General features: G+C 68.8%; 15 protein-coding genes and 1 tRNA gene. 8 read left to right on the top strand and 8 right to left on the bottom strand.

Annotated elements, in window-relative coordinates; translation table 11 throughout:
- Positions 1–31: 31 nt before the first annotated feature.
- The gene (locus ACZ0AA_RS01525) at positions 32–1,054 is read right to left on the bottom strand and encodes an endonuclease/exonuclease/phosphatase family protein (RefSeq protein WP_400861248.1); all 1,023 of its coding nucleotides are present in this window, start codon (positions 1,052–1,054) and stop codon (positions 32–34) included.
- Between the two features lie 88 nt (positions 1,055–1,142).
- Here ACZ0AA_RS01525 and ACZ0AA_RS01530 point away from each other — a divergent pair, with 88 nt between their 5' ends.
- The gene (locus tag ACZ0AA_RS01530) at positions 1,143–2,018 is read left to right on the top strand and encodes a PHP domain-containing protein (protein ID WP_400861246.1); all 876 of its coding nucleotides are present in this window, start codon (positions 1,143–1,145) and stop codon (positions 2,016–2,018) included.
- A gap of 99 nt (positions 2,019–2,117) precedes the next feature.
- Here ACZ0AA_RS01530 and ACZ0AA_RS01535 read toward each other — a convergent pair whose 3' ends face one another.
- The gene (locus ACZ0AA_RS01535; protein ID WP_400861244.1) at positions 2,118–3,641 is read right to left on the bottom strand and encodes a DEAD/DEAH box helicase; all 1,524 of its coding nucleotides are present in this window, start codon (positions 3,639–3,641) and stop codon (positions 2,118–2,120) included.
- A 167-nt stretch (positions 3,642–3,808) separates the two neighbouring features.
- Between ACZ0AA_RS01535 and ACZ0AA_RS01540 the strand changes: the two genes are divergently transcribed.
- The gene (locus ACZ0AA_RS01540; protein WP_400861242.1) at positions 3,809–4,522 is read left to right on the top strand and encodes a ferritin-like fold-containing protein; all 714 of its coding nucleotides are present in this window, start codon (positions 3,809–3,811) and stop codon (positions 4,520–4,522) included.
- Between the two features lie 10 nt (positions 4,523–4,532).
- On the opposite strand, the gene ACZ0AA_RS01545 is transcribed toward ACZ0AA_RS01540, so the two are convergent.
- Positions 4,533–4,820, bottom strand: coding sequence for a hypothetical protein (locus tag ACZ0AA_RS01545; RefSeq protein WP_400861241.1), 288 nt, complete (start codon positions 4,818–4,820; stop codon positions 4,533–4,535).
- 7 nt (positions 4,821–4,827) lie between these two features.
- A complete protein-coding gene (locus tag ACZ0AA_RS01550) occupies positions 4,828–5,052 on the bottom strand; it encodes a DUF3107 domain-containing protein (protein WP_042541981.1) in 225 nt (74 codons plus the stop codon).
- Positions 5,053–5,238: 186 nt separating this feature from the next.
- On the opposite strand from ACZ0AA_RS01550, the gene ACZ0AA_RS01555 reads away from it, so the two are divergent.
- Both ACZ0AA_RS01555 and ACZ0AA_RS01560 read left to right on the top strand, forming a co-directional pair.
- Entirely contained in the window at positions 5,239–8,475 is a 3,237-nt protein-coding gene (locus tag ACZ0AA_RS01555) for an ATP-dependent helicase (RefSeq protein ID WP_400861238.1), read from the top strand.
- Positions 8,472–11,921 (top strand): UvrD-helicase domain-containing protein, encoded by a 3,450-nt coding sequence (locus tag ACZ0AA_RS01560; RefSeq protein WP_463511947.1) that lies wholly within the window; start codon positions 8,472–8,474, stop codon positions 11,919–11,921. The genes ACZ0AA_RS01555 and ACZ0AA_RS01560 overlap by 4 nt, the downstream gene beginning before the upstream one ends.
- On the opposite strand, the gene ACZ0AA_RS01565 is transcribed toward ACZ0AA_RS01560, so the two are convergent.
- A complete protein-coding gene (locus tag ACZ0AA_RS01565; RefSeq protein ID WP_463511948.1) occupies positions 11,867–13,198 on the bottom strand; it encodes a phosphotransferase in 1,332 nt (443 codons plus the stop codon). The two genes, ACZ0AA_RS01560 and ACZ0AA_RS01565, sit on opposite strands and share 55 nt — an antisense overlap.
- Before the next feature lie 64 nt (positions 13,199–13,262).
- On the opposite strand from ACZ0AA_RS01565, the gene nudC reads away from it, so the two are divergent.
- Together nudC and ACZ0AA_RS01575 are read left to right on the top strand one after the other, a co-directional pair.
- A complete protein-coding gene (gene nudC / locus ACZ0AA_RS01570; protein WP_463511949.1) occupies positions 13,263–14,162 on the top strand; it encodes an NAD(+) diphosphatase in 900 nt (299 codons plus the stop codon).
- Positions 14,141–15,880, top strand: coding sequence for an ATP-dependent helicase (locus ACZ0AA_RS01575; protein WP_463511950.1), 1,740 nt, complete (start codon positions 14,141–14,143; stop codon positions 15,878–15,880). The genes nudC and ACZ0AA_RS01575 overlap by 22 nt, the downstream gene beginning before the upstream one ends.
- Positions 15,881–16,668: 788 nt before the next feature.
- Here the strand turns inward: ACZ0AA_RS01575 and ACZ0AA_RS01580 are convergent.
- Entirely contained in the window at positions 16,669–18,075 is a 1,407-nt protein-coding gene (locus tag ACZ0AA_RS01580; RefSeq protein WP_463511951.1) for a zinc-dependent metalloprotease, read from the bottom strand.
- 117 nt (positions 18,076–18,192) lie between these two features.
- On the opposite strand from ACZ0AA_RS01580, the gene ACZ0AA_RS01585 reads away from it, so the two are divergent.
- Positions 18,193–19,287, top strand: coding sequence for a YlbL family protein (locus ACZ0AA_RS01585; RefSeq protein ID WP_463511952.1), 1,095 nt, complete (start codon positions 18,193–18,195; stop codon positions 19,285–19,287).
- A gap of 46 nt (positions 19,288–19,333) precedes the next feature.
- Positions 19,334–22,231, top strand: a complete 2,898-nt coding sequence (locus ACZ0AA_RS01590; RefSeq protein WP_400861220.1) for a UPF0182 family membrane protein — start codon at positions 19,334–19,336, stop codon at positions 22,229–22,231.
- Between the two features lie 151 nt (positions 22,232–22,382).
- Here the strand turns inward: ACZ0AA_RS01590 and ACZ0AA_RS01595 are convergent, their stop codons facing one another.
- Positions 22,383–22,973 (bottom strand): hypothetical protein, encoded by a 591-nt coding sequence (locus ACZ0AA_RS01595; protein ID WP_463511953.1) that lies wholly within the window; start codon positions 22,971–22,973, stop codon positions 22,383–22,385.
- Between the two features lie 278 nt (positions 22,974–23,251).
- A tRNA-Met gene (locus ACZ0AA_RS01600) sits at positions 23,252–23,325 on the bottom strand.
- Positions 23,326–23,397: the final 72 nt, after the last annotated feature.

Genomic DNA, 23,397 nt, shown 5'->3' on the forward strand with positions numbered 1-23,397 from the left:
AGTCTGTCACCTGCGTGACGACTGCGGGATGTCAGCCCGTGGGCTCGAGCTGCACCACGAGTCCGCGATGGTCGCTGCCACCGCCGCCGCCGATCACGACCGATCCGGTCGCCGCCCAGCTGGGCGACGCCATCACGTGGTCGATCGGGGTGCTGAGCAACGCCGGCAGCGAGCTCGGCCAGGTTCCGCTGAAGCCGTTCCCCGTCCGGGTCGCCGCGTCGCGGCAGTAGCCCATATCGCCGCCGTCGACGCCGAGTCCGGCCATGTGATCGATCGTCGCGTTGAAATCCCCGGCGACGATGAAGTCGCCCGCGGGGCACTGGTCGGCGATCCATCGCAGGTCGCTCTGCCACTGCGCCATGTCGTCCATACGCGGTGCGACGGCGTGCACGGCGACGATCCCGGGGCCCGTGCCATCGATCGGCATCAGCACGGCGCTGGGCACCGAGCCGGTGTTGTTCGAGCCGTCCTCCGACGAGGCGATCACCGAGTACTCGCCGAGGTCGGGGGAGACGAGGACGGTCGTGTGCCATGACTTCGGACCGTCGACGACGTCGGGCTTGAACTGCACGTGGTGCACCCACATCGGGTGATCCTGATCGCGCAGCAGCACTGCCACCTGCTCGCCGACCTCTTCCGTGGTCTCGGGCAGCGCGACGATGTCGGCCTCCCGATCGAGGATCTCCCTGGCGATCTCCTCGGCCGACACCTCATCGCCGGCGGTGTTCCAGGTGAGCACCCTGATGCTCGAGTCCGTCGCAGCGGGAAGCGTGTCCGCACCGAAACCCCGGACGAAGCCGATGGCCCCCGTCGCCCCCGCGCCGAGCAGCGCGATGATCAGGACGGATGCGGCGAAGCCGCGCAACGGCTTCGCGAGGAGCAGCAGCAGAGACAGAGCAGCGATGACGAGGAACGCTGCGAGCACCACCCCGCGGGCGGCGACGATCTGAGCGAAGGGGAAGGTCTGCTCGAGACGGAAGAACTGCGGCCACACCACGACCGCCGTCGCGATCGCGAGCAGCACGGTGAAGAGGATCCCCAGTAGTCGAAACATCCCCTTCAGCCTAGAAGTCCTCTCTGTGAAGTCCCTAGAGCGACAGGCGGTCGCGACCGGCGCCCGCCGTCGTCGGTACGCTCGGAGGATGGCCACCGCTTCCCCCCGCCGTTTCGCCGGTCCGTCCGACCTGCACATGCACTCCAACCACTCGGACGGCACGGAGGCGCCGGCTGAGGTCGTGAGCCAGGCGCACGCATACGGTCTGCGCACCGTGGCGCTGACCGACCACGACCGCAGCACGGGATGGGAGGAGGCGGCAGCGGCCACCGCCCGACTGGGGATGACGTTCATCCCCGGCATGGAGCTCTCGGCGAAGCACGAATGGCGCAGTGTGCATGTGCTCGGCTACCTGTTCGACCCGCTCGACGAGGCGCTCAGAGCCGAGACCGATCGGATCCGCGGCGATCGGATCGGTCGTGCCGAGAGGATCGTCCGCAGCATCGGTCGCGATTACGACCTCGACTGGGACGACGTCCTCGCTCAGACCACCCTCGACGCGACCGTGGGTCGCCCGCACATCGCCGACGCTCTCGTCGCGCGGGGGATCGTCCGGGACCGTACCGAGGCGTTCGACGGGATCCTGCACCCGCGCGAGGGGTACTACGAGCCGCACTACGCTCCCGACCCGCTCACCGCGGTACGTCTGATCACGGACGCCGGAGGGGTGGCGATCATCGCACACCCGGCGACGGTCGGGCGGGACCACATGATGCCCCTGCATTTCATCGAGCAGCTGATAGTCGCGGGCCTGGGCGGTTTCGAGATCGACCACCGTGAGAACACCGCGTCAGGCAGGAAGGCGCTGCATGCGATCGCGGCGAAGCACGATCTGATCATCACGGGCTCGAGCGACTACCACGGCACCGGAAAACCGAACCTGCCCGGCGAGAACACCACCTCGGACGAGATGGTCCAGCGGCTCATAGAGCGCGCGACCGGCACCGCCCCGCGCTACGCCTGAGGCCGGGCGTTCGGCGGGCGGCTCACTGCGCGTCGCGGGGCGCGGGACGGCAGAGGGGGCGGATGCCGCTGCTGCAGCATCCGCCCCCTCTCAGGTCGGTCAGGCTCCGGAGACCGGAGCTGCTCCCGCGCCGCCCGAACCTCCGCGACGACGACGGCGACGACGCGCCGGAGCCGGCTTGCCGTCGTGGTGCTCCTTGCCTGCACCGTCGTGGGTGCCGGCGCCCTCGGCGCTGCGGTCGGCCGACGGTGCGGACTGCGAGTCACCGGCAGGTGCCTCGGAAGCGCCTTCTGCGAATGTGGAACCCACCGGGGTCGAACCGCCACGACGACGGCGACGGCGACGGGTGCCACCCTCGTCCGTGCCCTCTGCAGCCACGTCTGCTGCGCGCTCGGGACGCGGCGCTCGCTCGGTCTTCACCGACTGGGTCTTCGGCGCCGAGACGAGACGGCCCTTCGTTCCGGCGGGGATGTCGAGGTCTTCGAACAGATGGGGGCTCGACGAATACGTCTCGGTGGGTTCGGGCTGACCGAACTCGAGAGCGCGGTTGATCAGCGCCCACTTGTGCAGGTCTTCCCAGTCGACGAACGTCACGGCGATGCCGGTCTTGCCCGCGCGGCCTGTGCGACCGACGCGGTGCAGGTACGTCTTGTCCTCGTCGGGAATGGTGTGGTTGATCACGTGGGTGACGTCATCGACGTCGATGCCTCGGGCGGCGACGTCGGTCGCGACCAGCACATCTCGCTTGCCCGCCTTGAAGGCCGCCATCGAACGCTCGCGCTGATCCTGACCCATGTCGCCGTGCACTCCGCCGACGTTGAATCCGCGGTCGCTGAGTTCGTCGACCAGACGCTGCGCTGCACGCTTGGTGCGCGTGAAGATGACGGTCTTGCCGCGACCCTCGGCCTGCAGGATGCGGGCGATGATCTCGTCCTTGTCGAGCGAGTGGGCCCGGTATACGAGGTGCTTGATGTTGGCCTGCGTGAGACCCTCATCGGGGTCGCTCGCACGGATGTGGATGGGGTTCGACATGAATCGACGAGCGAGCGCGACAATCGGGCCGGGCATGGTCGCCGAGAACAGCTGCGTGTGGCGAACGGCGGGGACCTTCTGGAAGATCTTCTCGATGTCGGCGAGGAAGCCGAGGTCGAGCATCTTGTCGGCCTCGTCGAGCACGACCTCGGTCGCGTTCGACAGGTCGAGCAGGCGCTGGCCTGCGAGGTCGATCAGGCGACCAGGCGTGCCGACGACGATCTGCGCACCGGCCTTGAGCTGATCGATCTGGCCCTCGTAGGCCTTGCCGCCGTAGATCGCGACGACGCTGGTCGAGCGGTTGCTCGTGAGCAGGTCGATGTCTTCGTACACCTGCACCGCGAGTTCGCGCGTGGGAACGACGATGAGCGCCTTGACGCCGTGCTCGGGGTCGAGCCCCAGTCGCTGAACCACGGGGATGCCGAACCCGAAGGTCTTGCCGGTGCCGGTCTTGGCCTGGCCGATGATGTCCTGGCCGGGAAGGCCGAGGGGGATGGTCTGCTCCTGGATCGGGAATGCGTCGACGATTCCCTTGGAGGAGAGCGCGTCGATGATGTCTTGATCGATTCCGAGATCAGCGAAGGTTGTCAATGTTCAGAGTGCCTGTCCGGCGACCTGCGAAGATCGCCACGTTCACGGATCCACGCCGTCTTTGTGCCACAGGCGCGGGCCCCGCTCCGACGGCGGGGACACCGACAGCCTACCCGAGGGGGTGGTGACGCCCGGAAGGACCCCGTCGTCCGAGTATTGTGAAGCCCGTGGTGAACTGGTTCTGGAAGCGTAGGACGCCCCGGCGCACACTGACGTTGCGCAGTCGAGGGGATCAAGGCGCAGCGACGCGCGTCGACTTCGCCGAACTGGCCCCCGAGCTGCCGCGATTCCTCGGGCAGGCCGCATACCTGCAGCTGGGGTACTTCGAGACGCTCACCCGACTCATCAGGGCGACGCCCGAGCTCTCCGAGAAGGAGTCTCTCTCGCGCGCCGCCGGCGCTGCGCTCACCAAGCACCGGGCGATCGTCGATGTCATCTCAGAGCGTGGCGACGACCCGACCCAGCTCATGCTCCCGTTCCGTGAGAATCTCGACGCCTTCCGCAGGAAGACGATCGGCGCGCGCCCGAGGGAGACTCTCCTCGCCGTGTACATCACGGCGGGCATGCTCGACGACTTCTACTTCGCCCTCGCATCGAGCTATGGGGACACGGGAGAACGGGTCGCCGAGATCCTGGCTGAGGACGACGCGCGACACGAGATCGTCGCGATCATCCAGGAGACCATCGACGGCGACGGCGAGTGGCGATCGCTTCTGTCGATGTGGGCGCGTCGTCTGGTCGGCGACACGATCCTCGTGTGCCGCTCGGCCCTGCGGCAGCCCGAACTCGCCGCCATGAGCGAAGACCGTGTCGAGCTCGTCTACACCGAGCTGATGGGCGCGCACGCCCGCCGCATGGACGCGATGGGGCTCGCCTCCTAGACGGAGCGATTCAGATGCCGAGTGCGGCTCTGGTCGTGGCGTCCGACCGGCGGCGCGACGCGACGATCGCGACCGTGAGGCCTGCTGCGACCGCTACGGAGCCGACGATGCTCGCGAGCCACAGCCAGATGCTGTCCTCTCCGACGCCCAGCCACTGCAAGCCTGTGTAGAAGAGCGCGGCGAGGGCCGTGGCCATCGCGGGCGTCAGAGCGACCCCGCGCAGCTCGCGGCCACCGATCATGTAATGGGCCGCGATGCCGAGCGCGCACGCTCCGACGAGAGCGAGGAGGATGTACATCGTGGGGTCAGGCGAAGAAGCCGACGCGACGAGACTCCTCGGTGCCGAGCTCGATGTAGGCCAGGTTCGCGGTCGGAACCAGGTAGGAGTTGCCCTTCACATCGGCGAAGCTCAGGTGAGAGGTGTTCTGCTCGAGAGCAGACGAGACCTGCGCGCGGACCTCGTCCGCGCTCGAAGCGGTCTCGAAGCTGAGCTCGCGGCCGGTGTTGATGATGCCGATGCGGATTTCCACGCGTACTCCTGTTTTCCAGTCGACGATGCTGTGGTCGAGTCGGCCTCGGAGGCCGACGACTGCGCCCAACTCTACCGGGCGACGAGGTGCCGGGATCCGCCGACCCGGTCGGTTTCGCCCTGAGCGCACAGCGTCGTGAGACGGCGGCGAGCGGCGATGTCCGTGCGCCGCAGTAGCGTGGAGGACATGACAGAGGATGCCGCGCAGAACACCGTGATCGGTGCAGACGCGTCGGCATCCGGGGTCATCATCGGGGCGCCGGGCACGGGCAAGACCCGCTCTCTCACCGAGCGCGTGGTGCATCTGCTGGACAGCGTCGGGATGCTTCCGGAGCAGATCCTCGTGCTCACACCGAGCAGGCAGGCGGCCACGGCGCTGCGGGACCGCATCGGAGTGCGGATCGGTCAGGCCACTCCCGGCCCGCTGGCCAGGTCTCTCGGGTCGTTCGCCTTCCAGGTCGTGCGCGGAGCGATGGTGCGCGCGGGAGCAGAGCCTCCGGCCCTGCTGACAGGGGCAGACCAGGACCGCCTGATCGCCGAGCTGCTCGCGGGCGATGCGGAAGACGAGCGCATCGTATGGCCGCAGGCCCTGAGCCCCGCGGTGCGCGCATCGAAGGGCTTCCGGTCGGAGCTTCGTGCATTCCTCGCCGAGTGCGTCGAGCTCGGCGCGCGGCCCGAGGAGCTGCGCGCGGCCGACGATGCCGCGTGGTCGGCAGTCGCCGACTTCCTCGTCGACTACCGCGAGGTGCTCGATCAGGCGCGGGCATCGCATCGAGACGCCGCAGATCTGCTCGCCGAGGCATGCACCATCCTGCAGGCGGCTGAGCCGAACGCCCTGGGGCCTCTCGGCGATCTGAGAGTGGTCCTCATCGACGATGCGCAGGAACTGACACGCGGCGGGATCGCGGTGGTCGAGGCGCTCCGCGCGCGAGGCACGGCAGTGCTCGCTTTCGGCGATCCCGACATCTCCTCCGGGGCGTTCCGCGGAGCGAGTCCCGAGCTGTTCGCTCAGCTCGCCGCGGCGCTCGGCGAGGTGCACGTCCTCGACGCGCCTCATCGCCAGGCACGCGCTCTCACATCCCTCACCCGCACCGTCACACAGGCGATCGGGGCTTCAGGCCGCATCGACCACCGACGCGCCCCCGAACCGCTCGACGCACGGGACGCAGGCGCCCCCTCCGGCGTCAGCACCTTCATCGCGCCGTCGCCGCATGAAGAGCTCGACCGCATCGCCGGCGTCATGCGTGAATGGCACCTCACAGACGGTGTTCCGTGGGATCGCATCGCGGTGATCGCGCACGACACCCGCCAGGTGACCCAGCTCGAGTCCGAGCTGGCGGCGCGCGAGATTCCGACGAGGGCCGCGGGTGTGCAGCGTCCACTCGGCTCCGAGCCGATCGTGCGCGACATCGTCGGCATCGTGCGCCTGGCCCTCACCGCACCGGACGACCGGACCTCCAACGACTGGGAGGAGGCGCTCCGCACCCCCTTCGGCGGCATGGATGCGATCGGCCTCCGGCGTCTTCGCGCACGTCTGCGCCATATCGAGCTCGACCTCGGCGGTTCGACTCCGGCTCGGGAGCTGCTGCGTCAGGCGCTGGCTTCGCCCGACCACTTCACCCTCATCGACGCGCAGGAATCCCGACTGGCTGCGCGCTTCGCTTCGACCGTCGCCGAGGTTGCCGACGCGGCGGCCGAGGGCGAGACGATCCACGATCTCCTGTGGCGAGTCTGGGATCAGGCCAGGGCGGTCGACGGGCGCAAGCTCCAGGTCGCGTGGCGTGAGATCTCGCTGCAGCCCAGCGGTGCCGAGACCGCGAGAGCCCTCGACGCCCTCGTCTCGTTGTTCGGCGCGGCGAAGCGATTCGTCGAGCGCACCCCGAATGAGAAGCCCGAGGCGTTCGTGCGTGACATCCTCGACAGCGAGGTGCCCGAAGACTCCCTGTCGAGTCCCGATCGGCCGGGGCGGGTGACCCTGCTCACGCCGGCGACAGCGCTCGGCACCGAGTTCGACGCCGTCGTGGTGGCCGGAGTGCAGGACGGCATCTGGCCGAACGTGCGCCTGCGCGGCGGGATGCTGCAGACCTGGCGCCTCGCCGATGCGCTGCTCGCCGCCCGCACCGGCACCGCCGAGCACCCGCCCGAGACCCTCGACCGGCGCCGTGCGGCGCTCCACGACGAGCTGCGTCTCTTCGTGCGCGCGATCTCTCGCTCACGCCGCAGACTCCTGATCACCGCGGTCGACGACGACGACCTGACGCCCAGCCCGTTCTTCGGTTTCCTCCCACCGCCCGATCCACCCGAGCTGCATGCCTCGGCGGAGCACCCGCTCACCCTGCGAGGGCTCGTCGCACGTCATCGCCGGGTGCTGACGACCTCGACTTCCCTGGCCGCGCGAGAGCACGCGTCCGCACAGCTGGCGGTGCTCGCGAGGGAGGGCGTGCCGGGCGCGGACCCGTCCGAGTGGTACGGCGTGGCTCCGCCGACGACCGACGCCCCACTGCACGACCTCGCGGTCGACGCGGCTCGGGTGTCGCCGTCACGCATGGAATCGTTCGAGGAATGCGAGCTGAACTGGGCGGTCTCCGCACTCGGCGGCGACACCGTGATGCCGCCGTCGGCGGGTATCGGCACCATCATCCATGAAGCGATGGAACAGGTGCCTGACGGAGAACTGGATCGCCTGCGCGAGGTTCTGGCCGAGCACTGGCCCGAGCTCGACTTCGAGACGGCCTGGATCGGTAGGAAAGAGCGCCGTCGAGCCGACCTGTACATCGATCGACTGCACAGCTATCTCTCGGACGTGGCAGAGGAAGGCGGTCGTGTGATCGCCGGCGAGGTCGAGTTCCGATTCGCGGTCGAGGTTCCGGAAGAGATCGGCGCCCCGCCTGCTGTCCGCGCGGTGAGCACCGCACCGGACGAACCTCACCCGCACCATGCGATCGTTCACGGTTTCATCGACAGGGTCGAGGCCTACACCGCCGGCGGCGGGGAACACGCGAAGGCCCGAGGGCAGAGATGGACGCGTATGGCCGATGCGCAGGGAGGAGAGCGCGTCGTGGTGGTCGATCTGAAGACGGGCAAGTACGAGCCGGAGAGCGAGCAGAAGGTCGCGGACCACGCGCAGCTCGCCGCGTATCAGGTGGCGGTGCAGGAGGGTCTCATCGCGGGCGCGGAGTCGGCGGCGCTGGCCGGAGCCCGGCTCGTGCTGGTGGCCAAGACGCTCGCCGGGAGCGACTTCCGCGTCGCACACCAGCACACCCTCGCCGGCCAAGAGCGGGTGCAGTTCCTCGGACGCATCGCCGAGGCCGCTCGAGGCATGTCGGCGTCCAGCTTCACCGCGCACGTCGAGGCGCACTGCGCAGACACCCAGTGGCGCGTCCAGCCGTGCCGCATCCACACTGTCGCCGCGGTGAGCGCGTGACGGCGTGGACGGGAGCGGGGCACGGCATCTCTGCACTGGATGTCGCCGCCGCTCTCGGCCTTCCGGCGCCCACAGAGGCCCAGCAGCGAGTCATCGAGTCGCCACCCGCACCGGCTCTCGTGGTCGCAGGAGCGGGCAGTGGCAAGACCGAGACGATGGCCGGTCGCGTCGTCTGGCTCGTCGCGAACGGGCACGTGCGCCGCGATCAGATTCTCGGGCTGACCTTCACGCGCAAGGCCGCGGGCGAGCTCGCCGAGCGGATCGGCGTCAGACTGGCGCTCATCGACGAGTACGGGAGGAGAGGGCTGCTGCCGCACCTTCCGGAGATCGTGGCGAGCCACTCGCTCGATCGCGTGGCGAAAGCGGCGAACAGTCGTCAGCGCGAGGTCGTGCGATCGCAGGTGCTCGATGAACTCGCCGAGCGCTTCGGCACCGCGGGCGATGCTGCCCCGCTCTCCGCAGAGGACCTGTTGATCCGTCCGAAGGTGTCGACCTACAACGCGTTCGCGGACGGCATCGTGCGCGAGCACGCGGCGCGCATCGGCCGTGAGTCCGACGTCGCCATGCTCAGCCAGGCGGCATCCTGGATGCTGGTGCGGGACGTCGTGCTGCGCGCCGACCTCCCCGAGCTGGAGGAGATCGACCGATCGGTGGCGGGAGTGGTCGACGCGGTTCAGCGCCTCGCCGGCGACTCGCTCGATCACAGGGTCGACCTGGATCGCGCGGATCGGATCGCGCTGCGTCAGGCTGAGGCTTTCGAAACGTACCGGAGCAATGCGGATGTCGCGACCGCCACCGCGAACCTGCGCGCCCTCCCCGCGCTGTCGGTGCTGGTCCGCGACTACATCGCCGAGAAGGAACGCCGCGGTGTGCTGGACTTCGCCGACCAGGTCAGCGGCGCCTACGACATCGTCGAGTCCTCACCCGATGTGCGCGACGACCTCCGACAGCAGCATCAGGTCGTGCTTCTGGACGAGTATCAGGACACCTCCGTGATCCAGACGCAATTCCTGGCGCGGCTCTTCCGCGACTCCGCCGTGATGGCGGTCGGCGATCCCCACCAGTCGATCTACGGTTGGCGCGGCGCCAGTGCAGACAACCTGCACGCCTTCGCGCGGACCTTCTCCGAGCACGAGGCGGTCGGGAACTACAGCCTGATGACGAGCTGGCGCAACGACCGGAGCATCCTCGGTGTCGCCAACCGCATCCTCGGTCCTCTGCGCAGACCCGGATTGGACGTCCCACCCCTCGAGGCTCGCCCGGGTGCGGGCCCCGGCTCGGTCGAAGTGAGCTTCCCGCTCACGGTCGACGAGGAGGCGCGCGCGGTCGCCGAGTGGTTCGCTGCGCGTCGTGCGGCACACGTTGACCCCGCGAAGCCGCACACCGGGGCGGTGCTGTTCCGGTCGAAGCGCCATATGCAGACCTTCGCTGCAGCGCTGGCCGCGCAGGGGGTTCCCCACCGCATCCTGGGCCTCGGCGGTCTCCTCGCGACGCCCGAGGTGGTCGACGTCGTCTCGACGCTGCGGGTGCTGCACGATCCCACTGCGGGCTCTGCGCTGATCAGACTCCTCGTCGGGCCTCGATTCTCGGTCGGGGTCGCCGACATGGCCGCACTGCAGGATCTCGCGGCGGAGCTCTCCCGGCGTGACAGCGGGCTGCTGCCGCTGGACGACGAGCTGCGCAAGCGCATCCGTGCGTCGCGTGGAGCCGACGAGGCGCTGTCCATCATCGACGCCGTCGATGTGCTCCGTGGCCTCAGCGACGACTACCGCCTCCTGTCGGGCATCACCCCAGAGGGGCGCTCTCGCATACGGGCGGCGGGGGAGATGCTCGAACGTCTCCGTCGAGCGTCGTCGTTGCCGCTTCCCGACATGCTGAGGCTCATCGAGCTCGAGCTGCGCCTCGACATCGAGCTCGCTGCGAACGAGACGAGGGGACCGGCGCGCATCGCCGCCACGCAGCTGCGTGCATTCACCGATGAGGTCCGGTCGTTCCTCGCCGCTGATGAGCGGGGGACCATCTCGAGTCTCCTCGCCTGGCTGGAGAAGGCGGAGAGCACGGATGAGCTGGTGCCGCGCCCGGAGCCGCCGGAGCCGGGGGTGGTCCAGCTTCTGACCATCCACGGGTCCAAGGGGCTGGAATGGGATGCGGTCGCCGTGGTGCGCATGGTCGAGGGAGAACTGCCGTCGCGGCCGACGGACACGGCAGGGTGGTTCGGCTTCGGCGTGCTGCCGTTCGCTCTGCGGGGCGACAGTGCGGCTCTGCCGACGTTCAGCTGGCTTCCCCCCTCCGACGAGGAGCTCGATCCGGCCAAGCGGCTCAAGGCGGGGATCGCGTCGCTGACGAGCAGGAGCAAGACGGCGCCGGGCGCGATCACCGTGTTCAAGGACGCCTACCGCGAGTATCAGCAGGAGGAGGAGAGAAGGCTGGCCTATGTGGCTGTCACGCGGGCGCGCAGCCACCTGCTCCTGACCGGGGCGCACTGGGCGGGGCAGAAGCAGCCGAAGGCGCCGAGCCCCTACCTGATGGAGGCGATGGAGGTTCTCGGACGCGGGCCGATCGAGCCCGCGGATCCTGACGAGAACCCCTACGACGGTCCGGGTGCCACGCTCACATGGCCGCTCGACCCACTGGGAGCTCGACGCGGCGTCGTCGAGGCAGCCGCCGCAGCCGTGCGTGCGGCAGCCGAGAGCGACCCGGCGGCCTCCCCGGAACTGGTCCGTCTGCTCACCGAGCGTGCTGCCCGGCTGCGCGGCACCGATGCGGCGCCGCCGACCCGCGTGCCCGCCTCGCGCTTCAAGGACTACGTCACCGACTTCACCGGCACGGTGTCGTCCATCGTCCGCCCGATGCCGGAGCGACCCTACCGGCAGACGCGCCTGGGCACGCTGTTCCATGCGTGGGTCGAGCGGCGAAGCGAACTGGTAGGCGTCGGTCAGCGTGTCGACGAGGCGCTGTGGGAGCTGGATGAAGACGATCTGTCCTTCAGCGAGACCGTCGGAGCAGCGGAGGTGTCGTCGGCCGATGCCGCCGACCTCTCGTCTCTGCAGAAGATCTTCGAGGCCAGCGAATGGGGAACCCTCAAGCCGATCGCGGTAGAGATCGAGATCGACTTCGCGTTGGGCGGCGGCGCACGGTCGGGCGACGACGGCCACATCGTCATCTGCAAGCTCGATGCGGTCTACCGACGCGAGGATCGGGGCGGGCGTATCGAGATCGTCGACTGGAAGACGGGCAAGGCTCCTCGCACACCCAAAGAGAGAGAAGAGCGGATGCTGCAGCTCGCGCTGTACCGCCTCGCCTACCATCGCCGGTTCGGAGTGCCGCTCGACGAGATCGACGTCGCGCTGTACTACGTCGCAGACGACCTCGTCATCCGCGGTGACCGGGTCTACTCCGAGTCGGAGCTCTTCCAGCGCTGGAGCGCTGCCCGCGCTGCTCGCTGAGCTTCATCCTCGGGCGATCCCTCGTCGGAGCCGTCCGCCTTCTCGGACGCCCGGGCATGAGCGTCGCCGCCAGACGAGCTCCGCGCCGTGCCGAGGTCTCCCGAGACCTGGTCGCGCACCGCGGACAGGTCCTCGGTCTCGAGGCCGCCCACCTGAAGACGACGCGCGGCGTCTGCCGTATCGCTGAGGTCGCTCGTGCTCTGGGCGTCGCTGTCGTCGCGCCAGAGATCGTTCGGGTTGTACGCATCGGTCTGCATCGATGTGTCGACGCTCGAGACGGCACTCGCCGGAACCCTGTCGAGCGCATCGAGAGCAGACTCGACACCTTCGTTGCGCGACGCGATCACGCCGAGATCGTCGCTGTGCAGCCCGTTTGCCAGCGCCTCGAGAAGAGCGGCGGCATCGTCGACGATATCGGGGCGGTGCAGCGAGTCTCCGTGCACCAGCCAGCGGGCGAACTCGAGCTCGGCGAGCAGTCGAGCGCGCACTTCGAGCGCCGCGTCGGGGCCGCGGTCGGCTGCGCGCGCGTACGAGGCGTGGACGTCGTCGGCCGCATCGGGCGCGGTCGACAGCCAGGAGAGATCGATCGCCGGGTCGCCGACAGCAAGGGAATGCCATCCGACGAGTCCGGTGACCTCAGGGCCGAGGTCCGGATCGTCGCGGAAGATGAACGAGGTCGACTGCACTCCACCCAGCACCACCGTCGATTCGAAACGCCAGAGGTCGTCGTCGGCGATGGCGTCCCGCCACCTGACGGTGAGCCGAGCGGGGACGCGTCCGGTCGATGCCGCGACGTCGACCAGGCGAGCGAGTTCGTCGCGGCTCTCCTGGGCAGACCGCGTGGTCAGCCCGGCGCCTCGTACGACCGACGTCGGGAGCGCGTGCACAGCGGCGATCGCCGCGCCCATCGACTCGGCGGCGCCTCGGCCGGCCGGCACCATCGCGGCTTCGATCTGGAAACCGGGCAGCAGCTCGGTCACGAGTGCGTGTGCGTCTGCCAGGCGGGTCTCGCCGATGTACTCGGGAGCGCTGAAGGGCAGCATCGCCCGCGCACCGGCCGTCAGCGCCCTGAGCGCGAGGGCCTCGGCGGCGAGCTCCCGAGAGGTCTCGTCGTCGTCTGCCACGCGGATCGCGAGCTCGCGTCCGTCGGCGAGGGTGGCGACGGCGGAGTCGAAGCGGCCGTCACCGTCGGCGCTGAGCGCGCGTGCCCCGGTCACCTCGGCGCCGGGCAGTGCGGCAGTCACCGCCGCGGCTAGAGTGAATGGAGAGCGTCCCATGCCTCCAGGGTAGGTGGACGTGGGGGCGGTCCCGCTTCCGCCACGCCCGTGAGAGAGGGAGCCGATGATCGCCGACAGCAGCACGTCCCTCGACCGCGCCGCGGATCTGCGTGTCGAACCGGGCGTCCTCGATCGGCTCCGCGCCGACGACGCGACGAGGGTGATCGCCGTGCGTGACGGTCGGGTGCGCATCTCCGGCAGCGACCTCGATCCGGCCGCCCTGCTGCGAGTGCCGGCGTCCGAGATCGTCGACGCGACGTGGGCGCTCCTCGGCCGCGACGAAGACGGAAGCGCTCTCCTCCTCGCCGTTCTGCCGCCGGAGGGCGACACCGTCGACGCCGCCCCGGAGGAGGTCTGGCTGGGTCTCCGCGACCTTGGCGCGCGTCTCGACTCCCGCGACACCGAGTTGCTCATCGAGGCCCTCGCGCTGGGTGGCTGGTTGCGCGACGCGCCGTTCTGCCCTCGCTGCGGGGGAGGCACAGAGGTGCGCCAGGCCGGATGGTCGCGTCGTTGCCTCGTCTGCGGTCGCGAGCACTTCCCGCGCACGGACCCTGCGGTGATCGTCGCAGTCGAGAGCTCGGACGGCGAACGGCTCCTGCTCGGTGCGAACGCGAACTGGGGCGGACGGATGTACTCGTGCTTCGCCGGATTCACCGAGGCGGGCGAGTCCCTGGAGTCGACCGTGCATCGCGAGCTCGAGGAGGAATCGGGCGTCCGCCTGGCCTCATTGCGCTATGTCGCGTCTCAGCCGTGGCCCTTCCCACGCTCGCTCATGCTCGGGTTCCGTGCGGTGGCTCTGGACGATCACGTGCTGCGGCCGGACGGCGAGGAGATCATCGACGTGCGCTGGTTCACCCGCGACGAGATCGGGTCCGCTCTCGCCGGCGACGGACCGGTCGGCCTGCCCGGACCCGCATCGATCGCGCGCGCGCTCATCCTCGAATGGTTCGAGGAGCGCGCGTGAGCGCGCTCGAAGCCCTCGACGATCGACAGCGCGAGGCGGCATCCGTTCTGCGCGGGCCCGTCGCCGTGCTGGCCGGCGCGGGAACGGGCAAGACACGGGTGATCACCCACAGGATCGCCCACGGTGTCGACACCGGTGCGTACTCGCCTTCGCGCGTCATGGCGGTCACGTTCACTGCGAAGGCGGCGGGGGAGCTCCGGGGACGTCTGCGCGCCCTGGGCGTGGAAGGCGTCGCCGCGCGCACGTTCCACGCCGCCGCGCTCGCGCAGCTCAACTTCTTCTGGCCGACGTTGGCCGGCTCACCCGCTCCGTCGATCATCGACAACAAGGTGAGGCTGCTCGGTCAGGCCGCCGACTCGATGCGTCTGCGTCCGAGCACCGCGACCCTCCGGGACATCGCCTCGGAGATCGAATGGCGCAAGGTGTCGATGCTCTCGATCGAACAGCACTCGTTGCTCGGTCGCACGATGAGCGGAATCGACTCGGCGCAGTTCGTCGAGCTGCAACAGCGCTACGAGGCGTTGAAGGACGAGCGGCGCCAACTCGACTTCGAAGACGTGCTGCTGGCATGCGCCGGGATGCTCGAAGCGGAGCCCCGCGTCGCCGCCTCTGTGCACGAGCAGTATCGCCACTTCACGGTCGACGAGTATCAGGACGTCTCTCCGCTCCAGAACCGACTGCTCGAACTCTGGCTGGGTGATCGCAAGGACATCTGCGTCGTCGGCGATGCAAGTCAGACCATCTACTCGTTCGCCGGCGCCGAACAGCGATTCCTGCTGGAGTTCGAGCGGCGGCATCCGGAGGCCACGGTCGTACGGCTCGAGACCAACTACCGTTCGCAGGCGCCGATCCTCGAAGCGGCGAACGCCCTCATGAAGGGTCGGCCGGGTGCGCTGGAGCTCATCCCCGCGAGGGAGACCTTCAACGCGGAATCGCCCACGGTGACGGCGTACGACTCCGAGCGCGACGAGGCCGAGGGGATCGCCGCTGCCGTGGCGGCGCGGATCGAATCCGGGGCCTCACCCTCCGAGATCGCGGTGCTCTATCGGGCTCATGCGCAGTCGGCTGTGCTGCAGCAGGCGCTCGCCGCACAGGGCATCCCGACCTCGGTGCTCGGCGGGACGCGGTTCTTCGCCATGCCCGAGGTGCGACAGGCGATCCTGGCCTTGCGGGCCGCTGCCGTCGCTCCGACGGAGCAGGGGTTCCTCCCCGGCGTCCAGCGCGTCCTGCGCGAACTGGGGCTCTCTGAGGAGCCACCTGCCGCCGGGGGTGCGCAGCGCGACGGGTGGGAGGCCCGGCGGGCGATTCTGCGACTCGCCGAGGATGCCGGGCCGGACGAGAACCTGCGAACCTTCAGCGATGCGCTCATGGCGCGAGCGAAAGATCAGCACGAACCCACGATGCGCACGGTGACGCTCTCGACTCTGCACGCCGCCAAGGGGCTCGAGTGGCCGCACGTGCACCTCGCAGGGTGGGCCGAGGGAGCGCTTCCGATCTCGTACGCCACGGGGTTCGAGGCGATCGACGAAGAACGCCGCCTCGCCTACGTCGGCGTCACGCGGGCCGCGCGTACTCTCTCACTGTCGTGGTCGCGCTCAGCGGGGCGAGGGGAGCGGGCGCCGTCGCGGTTCCTGGCAGAGATGGGAACGACTGCTCGCGGCACCGGCATTCTTCGTGAAACGTCACCGAACGCCACTCGCGCCGACCATCGCCGCTGACCTCGACGAACGAGCCCGCTGTCGACGTCTCCGCGAGGAGTCGCGCGACGAGCGTCGCCGCGTCCGCGATCCGCGCGGCACTGATGGGACCTGACGCCCGTCCGATGAGTTGAGCGTGCATCCGGGGCCAGGCGTCATCGCGCTGGCGCTCATGCTCGTCGCGGCAGGTCAGGCAGGCGGATTCTCCCGGAACCACAAGGGGGCCGACAGTCGTCCGCCCTCGCTCGAGCGCCACGGGGAGGTGGGAGGTGTCGTCGCGAAGATAGCGGGCGAAGTGCAGGGCTGCGGCCGCACCCTCGACCAGCACGATTCCGATGTCGCCGGGGTTCTCCCGCACCCCTGCGTCGATGCCCTCGTCGAGAAGTGCCTCGCGCATGCGGTACTCGCATCGCGCGTCGGCGACGTCGATGCTCTCCACCCACGCCGCTCTCGGAGCGGGGGCATCGTCGACGAGCAACGGCTCGAGCCGCGAGAGGAGCATCCGTGCCTCGGCTCGCGGTGCACCGGCGGAGTGCGCGACCACGTCGAAGGCCGTGCGCCGGAACCCGGCGGCCATGCGACCGATCAGACGCTCCACCCACGGCTCCGACGCCGGGATGCGCAGCGTGCCCTCGATCCCGATCTGCAGGGTCTCGCCGTCACGCCAGAGCAGCGGGACGGCGGGGTCCAGGCGGGTGATGGTCTTGGGCGTCAGAGGAGACATCCCTCGATTCTGCGCAAAGCCGAGGTCCGAGTGGGGGAGTCTCCGGCATCCGTGGAAAAGTCAGCGCACGCCGCTCACACTCCGCTCACACGGGGCGGTCTCCTCCGGGGCCGTCGCCGCCCTCGGGGCCCTGCTCACCGTCCGACTTCTCCGGTTCCTCTCCTGAGAAGTCGTCGCCGTCCAGCAGACGCGCCAGGGCCTCGTCGAACTCGTCGGCGACGGGCTGCTCTCCCCGTGCGCTCGCCTGGAGCCGGGCGACCAGCGCAGACGGGTCGTCGATGTCCTCCGAGGTGGGCATGAGGTCGGGGTAGTCCCAGAGCGCGTCGCGCCCCGTGATGCCGACGGCATCGGTCACCGCCTGCCACATCGCCGACGCTTCACGCAGACGACGCGGTCGCAGCTTCAGGCCGACGAGCGCGCCGAGAGCGTCCTCGGCCGGGCCGCCCACCGCGCGGCGACGGCGGGCCGCCTCGGCGATCCTCGCTCCGTCGGGAAGGCGAGACGTGGCCTGGGCGGTCACGACATCGACCCAGCCGTCGATCGTCGCCACGAGATTCTCGAGACGAGCGAGTGCCTCGCGCTGCGCCTCCGTCTGGGTGGGCAGCAGAGCGCCGCCTTCGATCGCCGCGCGGAGCTCCTCTGGGTTCGAGGGGTCGAGGCGGCTCGCGACGTCTTCGAGTGCCTCGACATCGACCGTGACTCCGCGGGCGAAATCGGTGATCTGCGCCATGACGTGCAGGTGCAGCCACTTCGAATGGCGGTACAGGCGGGCGTAGGCGAGTTCACGTGTCGCCAGATAGAGAGTGATCTGGTCTTCCGGGATCTCGAGACCGTCGCCGAACGCCGTCAGATTCTGCGGGATGACAGCCGCAGTTCCGGCCGGAAGCACGGGGATGCCGACATCGCCGCCCGACACCACCTCGAGCGCGAGGTTGCCGAGCACCTGCCCGAACTGCGCGGCGAACACCGAGCCGCCGAGACCGCGCATGAGCTTCCCGGCACCCTGCACGACATCGCGCATCTCTTCGGGCACCTGCGTGTCGAGAGCGCTGGTGAGCGCATCGGCGATGCTCGTCGACACCGGATCGGCGATCTCCTTCCACACGGGCAGGGTCGCCTCGACCCATTCGCCCCGCGTCATCGCCTGGGGAGACTCGGCGAGCTCGGAGATCGTCGTCGCCTCGCCGAGCCACAGGTCGGCGAGTGCGAACGAGTCGACGAGCGAGCTCCGCGAGCCGTCGGTGATCCCGAGGCCGTCGCGGTTGGCGATGTGCAGCGCCTGACGCAGGGCGTTCTCCCAGGCGTCACCGCCGAACGCACCCTGCAGCTGCGACATGATCGTCTGCATCATCGCCGGGTCGATCTGGATCCCATCCATGCCCGACAAGGCGTTCTGCAGCGCCTCGGGGTCGATGTCGCCGGCACCCTGGCCGGACATCATTCGTCGGAGGAACTCCTGGAAGTCCTCGGGGGTCGGGTCGTTGTCTGACATGTCGCTCGCCTCTCAGCACGCCTAAAGCCGTGGCATCTACGCTAGTCACAGGATCGGCCGCGAGACCCCGAAGCGGGCAGATCGCTGTACGCCGCCCGCGAACGACGGAGGAACCCTGTGGATCGAACCCGGCCTGTGAAGCTCGGACTGGGAGTCTGGGCGCTGGTCGTCGCGTTGATCGCGCTCGTCGTGCTCACCTTCCTCCCGACGCCGTATGTCATCCAACGGCCGGGCCCTGTCTACGACACGCTCGGCACCGCCGCCGGTGCGGACGGCGAACAGGTTCCCCTCATCCAGGTCGAGGGTGCGGAGACGTTCGAGACCGCAGGATCGCTCGACCTCACGACAGTGCAGGTCGTCGGCAACCGTGAGCGCACGCCGAGTTGGTTCGAGCTCGCTCTGGCCTGGATGGATTCTTCGCGAGCGGTGGTCCCGCTCGACTCGGTCTTCCCCGAGGGGGTCACCACCGAGCAGCGAGATGAACGCAACGCGACCCTCATGGTCGACTCGCAGCACGAGGCGACAGCCGCGGCGCTCAACGAGCTCGGCTATGACACGGGAGCCGAGGTCGTCGTGCAGGAGGTCGTCGAGGATGCACCGGCGGAGGACGCACTCGAGGCGGAGGACGTCATCACGGCCGTCGACGGCACCGCCGTGACCTCGGCCAAGCAGCTGCGTCAGGCGATCCAGGATGCGGCAGGCGCGCCCGTCGAGCTCACGGTGCAGCGCGGCGGCGAAGAGCAGGTCGTCGAGGTGACGCCCGCGAAGCAGACGGACGGCGACGTGACGACCTGGCTGATCGGCGTGACTCTGCGCACCGACTACGACTTCGAGATCGATGTGACGCTCCAGCTCGACAACGTCGGCGGCCCGAGCGCCGGGATGATGTTCGCGCTCGGCATCATCGACACCATCACCGAGGGAGAGCTCAACGGCGGGCAGAACGTCGCGGGCACCGGGACGATCGAAGCCGACGGGACCGTCGGACCGATCGGCGGCATCCGGCAGAAGCTCTACGGCGCTCGCGATGCCGGGGCGGACTACTTCCTCGCACCGTCGACGAACTGCGACGAGGTCACCGGTCATGTGCCGGACGGCCTGACCGTGATCAGCACGTCGACACTGGAGGAATCGCTCGCAGCGCTCGAGGTGATCGCCGAGGGCGGCGACGTCGGATCGTTGCCGTCGTGCGACGTCGTGACCTCCCCGTGACAGGGATGACAGCCGCAGCACAGTAAGGCGTGCCTAGGATGGGACGGTGACCTCGACTTCTGCACCGAACCCGGCCACTCCCCGAACCTCGCGCCGAATATTCGGCATCTCGTTGGCGATCATCGCCGCGCTGATCGCCGCCTTCTTCGTCTTCGCGTCGCTCTACACCGAATTCCTCTGGTTCGACCAGGTGGGCTTCGAGGGAGTTCTCACCACCCAATGGATCGCCACGGCGGTGATGTTCGTCGTCGGATTTCTCGGCATGGCCGTGCCGCTGTTCGTCGCCATCCAGCTCGCCTACCGGCTGCGTCCCGTCTACGTGCGGCTCAGCTCGCAGCTCGACAGGTACCAGGAGGTCATCGAGCCGCTCCGCCGCCTCGCGATGTGGGGTATGCCGATCTTCTTCGGCCTGTTCGCAGGGTTCTCCGCGGCCAGCCAGTGGAAGACCGTGTGGCTGTGGGCGAACGGTGTGGCCACGGACACGGTGGACCCGCAATTCGGCGTCGACACGGGCTTCTACATGTTCGCGATGCCCTTCTACTCGATCCTCCTGGCCTTCGTGTCGGCGGTGCTCCTGCTCACCCTCATCGTGACCGCTCTGGTGTCGTACCTCTACGGGTCCGTGCGGATCGGCCAGGGCGAACTGCGCATCTCGAAGCCCGCACGCATCCAGCTCGCGATCATCGCCGGTCTCTACCTGCTCGTGCAGGCGGCCAGCCTGTGGCTCGACCGCTACAAGACCCTCGTCGCGCAGGACGACCGCATCGTCGGTCCCGCGTACACCGGCGTCAACGCGACGATCCCCGGACTCGCGATCCTCACGATCATCGCCGCCATCGTGGCCGTCCTCTTCTTCGTCACGGCCGTCATCGGTCGCTGGCGCTTCCCGCTCGCCGCGACCGCGCTGCTGATCGTCGCCTCGCTCGTCGTGGGCGTCGGCTTCCCGTGGGCCGTGACCACCTTCCAGGTGCGACCGAACCAGAACGCCTATCAGGCCGAGTTCTACCAGCGGAACATCGACGGCACGAAGGAGGCGTACGGTGTCGCGAACCTCGAGACGACGCCGTTCGAGGCCGAGACCGACGCCGAGGCCGGCCAGCTGCGCGAGGATGCCGAGACCACGGCATCCATCCGCATCGTCGACCCCGCCGTCATCAGCCCGGCCGTGCGCCAGCTCGAGCAGTACCGTGGGTACTACCAGTTCCAGCAGAACCTCGACGTCGACCGCTACGAGATCGACGGTGAGATGCAGGACACCGTGGTCTCCGTGCGTGACCTCGACATGGAAGGCGTCGACGTCAGCAACTGGAACAACCGCGCTGCCGTCTACACCCACGGCTACGGCCTGGTGGTCGCGGCGGGCAACCAGCGCACGCCCGACGGCGAGCCGGTCTTCCTCGAGCGGGGCATCCCGTCTGACGGTTTCCTCACCAAGCAGGAGGAGTTCGAGCCTCGCGTGTACTTCGGCGAGAATTCTCCCGAGTACTCGATCGTCGGCTCGCCCGACGGCACCGACCCCGTCGAGATCGACTACCCGCGCGGCAAGGACGGCTCGACCGAGACCAAGACCACGTTCGAGGGCGATGGCGGACCGCAGATCGGCAACACCTTCACCAAGCTCCTCTACGCCCTGAAGTTCCAGTCGGAGCAGATCCTGTTCTCCAACCTGGTGAACGAAGAGTCGCAGATTCTCTACGACCGCGACCCCAAGACGCGTGTGCAGAAGGTCGCTCCGTACCTCGAGCTCGACAGCGATCCCTACCCCAGCGTGGTCGACGGACGCGTCGTCTGGATCGTCGACGGCTACACGACGAGCGCGACCTACCCGTACTCGACGAACGTGAGCCTGTCGGAGGCCATCGCCGACTCGAACATCCCGTCGCCCACGCTCGCGATCGACGAGATCAACTACATCCGCAACTCGGTCAAGGCGACGGTCGACGCCTACGACGGCTCGGTGACGCTGTATGCCTGGGACGACAAGGATCCCGTGCTGCAGACGTGGCAGAACATCTACCCGTCGACGCTCAAGCCCGTGAGCGACATGTCGGCTGATCTGATGAGCCACGTGCGTTACCCGACCGATCTGTTCAAGGTCCAGCGGGACATCCTCGGGATCTACCACATCGACACCGCAGGCTCGTTCGCGCAGCAGGACAACCGGTGGCAGACGCCGAACGACCCGCGCAGCGACGCGGTCCTGCAGCCGCCGTACTACCTGACGATGCAGATGCCGGGGCAGGATTCCCCGCGGTTCTCGATGTTCTCGACCTTCATCCCGTCGGCGACGGGCAGTGGTGGAAACCGCGACGTGCTGATGGGCTACCTCGCGGTGGACTCGGACGCGGGGTCTGAAGCCGGCGTGAAGGCCGAGGGCTACGGTCAACTGCGGATGCTCGAGATCGACACCGATACGACGGTGCCCGGCCCTGGACAGGTGCAGAATACGTACAACTCGGATACGTCGGTGGTGCCCCAGCTCAACCTGCTGCAACAGGGTGAGTCGGAGGTGCTCTACGGAAACCTGCTGACGCTGCCAGTCGGTGGCGGCCTGCTCTATGTGCAGCCGGTCTATGTGCAGTCTTCGGAGGGCACGAAGCTTCCTCGTCTGCAGAAGGTCCTCGTGGCCTTCGGAGACAAGGTCGCGTTCGAGGACACGCTGACCGCGGCCCTCGACACGCTGTTCGGCGGTGACGCCGGTGCGGCCGGTGGAGACGATCAGGTCGAGCCGACGGAACCGGATCCGGACACCGGTGAGGTCCCGACTGAGCCGACCGCGCCGACCGACGTCGAGGCGGAGGCTCTCGCGGCGGCCCAGCAGGCGCTGACCGACCGTGAAGCGGCTCTCAAGGAAGGCGATCTGACGAAGTTCGCCGAGGCCGACAAGCGGCTCACCGACGCGGTGAACACGCTGCTCGGACTCGAGGCGTCGTCGGGGGAGTGACAGCCCCGGCCCCGTCTGCACACGATGCCGTCCCTCGTTCGCGAGGGGCGGCATCGTCCGTTTATCCGCTCCATGGGCGGAGCCGGACGAGGGCGCGGCGGACGTTCCGGCGACGCCGGCTCGATCAGCCCGGTCCGGTCAGTCCAGCCGATCAGCCGGCGTCGTAGCGGCAGGTGACGGAGCCCGTGCCGCTCTGCTCGACGACCAGCTCGTCATTCCAGCGAATCTGACAGCTCACTGTCGAGTCCGTGTCTCCGTCCGGGGCGGTGACGACGATCTGCGCCGTATCCCCGGTCGTCGTGAACTGCTTCCAGCCGGTGGAAGACCACTCCTCGTCGTACGTCTGCGTGTCGTCGGCGAAGGAGACCGTGAATGTGGGCCCGCCAGTGGCGCGCACCTCGACCTGCGTGAGGCCGTTGCCGGAGAGGGCGCCGGCTGCCATCACGCCGACCAGCACGAGATCGACGACGAGGGCGACCGCTGCGACGACGACGGCCGCAGTCCCCGCGCGGGGCGACCCGGAGCGTCTCGCTCGGCCGCCCACCAGGAGAGCAACGATCGCCAGTAGCGCGGCGGCTGCAGCGGCCGGGGGGAGCGCTGGGATCGGCAAGACGAGCACGAACAGTGCTGCCGAGAGCAGCAGCGAGACGGCGCCGATCCAGAGGCTGACGATCGCGCGCCGGGATGCGCTCGAAGCGGGCGACTGGCGGTTCCTTGCGGCGCTTCCGGGTGTCTGCGTCATGATGGCCCTCCGTGTCGTTGTTCTTGACGGCAGGGCCGCCGTCGACAGCGGCCCTGTTCGGCGGGACAGTTTAGCGAGTTGATCCGCGTGTGATGCGGTCGTGTGGTCAACCTGCCCGGCAGGACGGTCGACAGGCACCACGTCGTGACGAGCCACGTCGCGGGCGAGTCGAGCGCTCTTGATGCCGCTCGGCTGCGAGGTCCTCGGGAGGCGCACATGCGAAAGGCCCCTGATCGGAATCTCTCCCGATCAGGGGCCTTTCTTGTGTCGCATTCTCGTTGCGGGGACAGGATTTGAACCTGCGACCTCCGGGTTATGAGCCCGGCGAGCTACCGAACTGCTCCACCCCGCGGCACGTTTTATAGCCTAACACGGGATTCGGGAGTCCGCGAATCGAGGCGCGACGGGAACCCATGGGGGAGGA

It is taken from the genome of Microbacterium sp. AC035 (genome assembly GCF_979258485.1).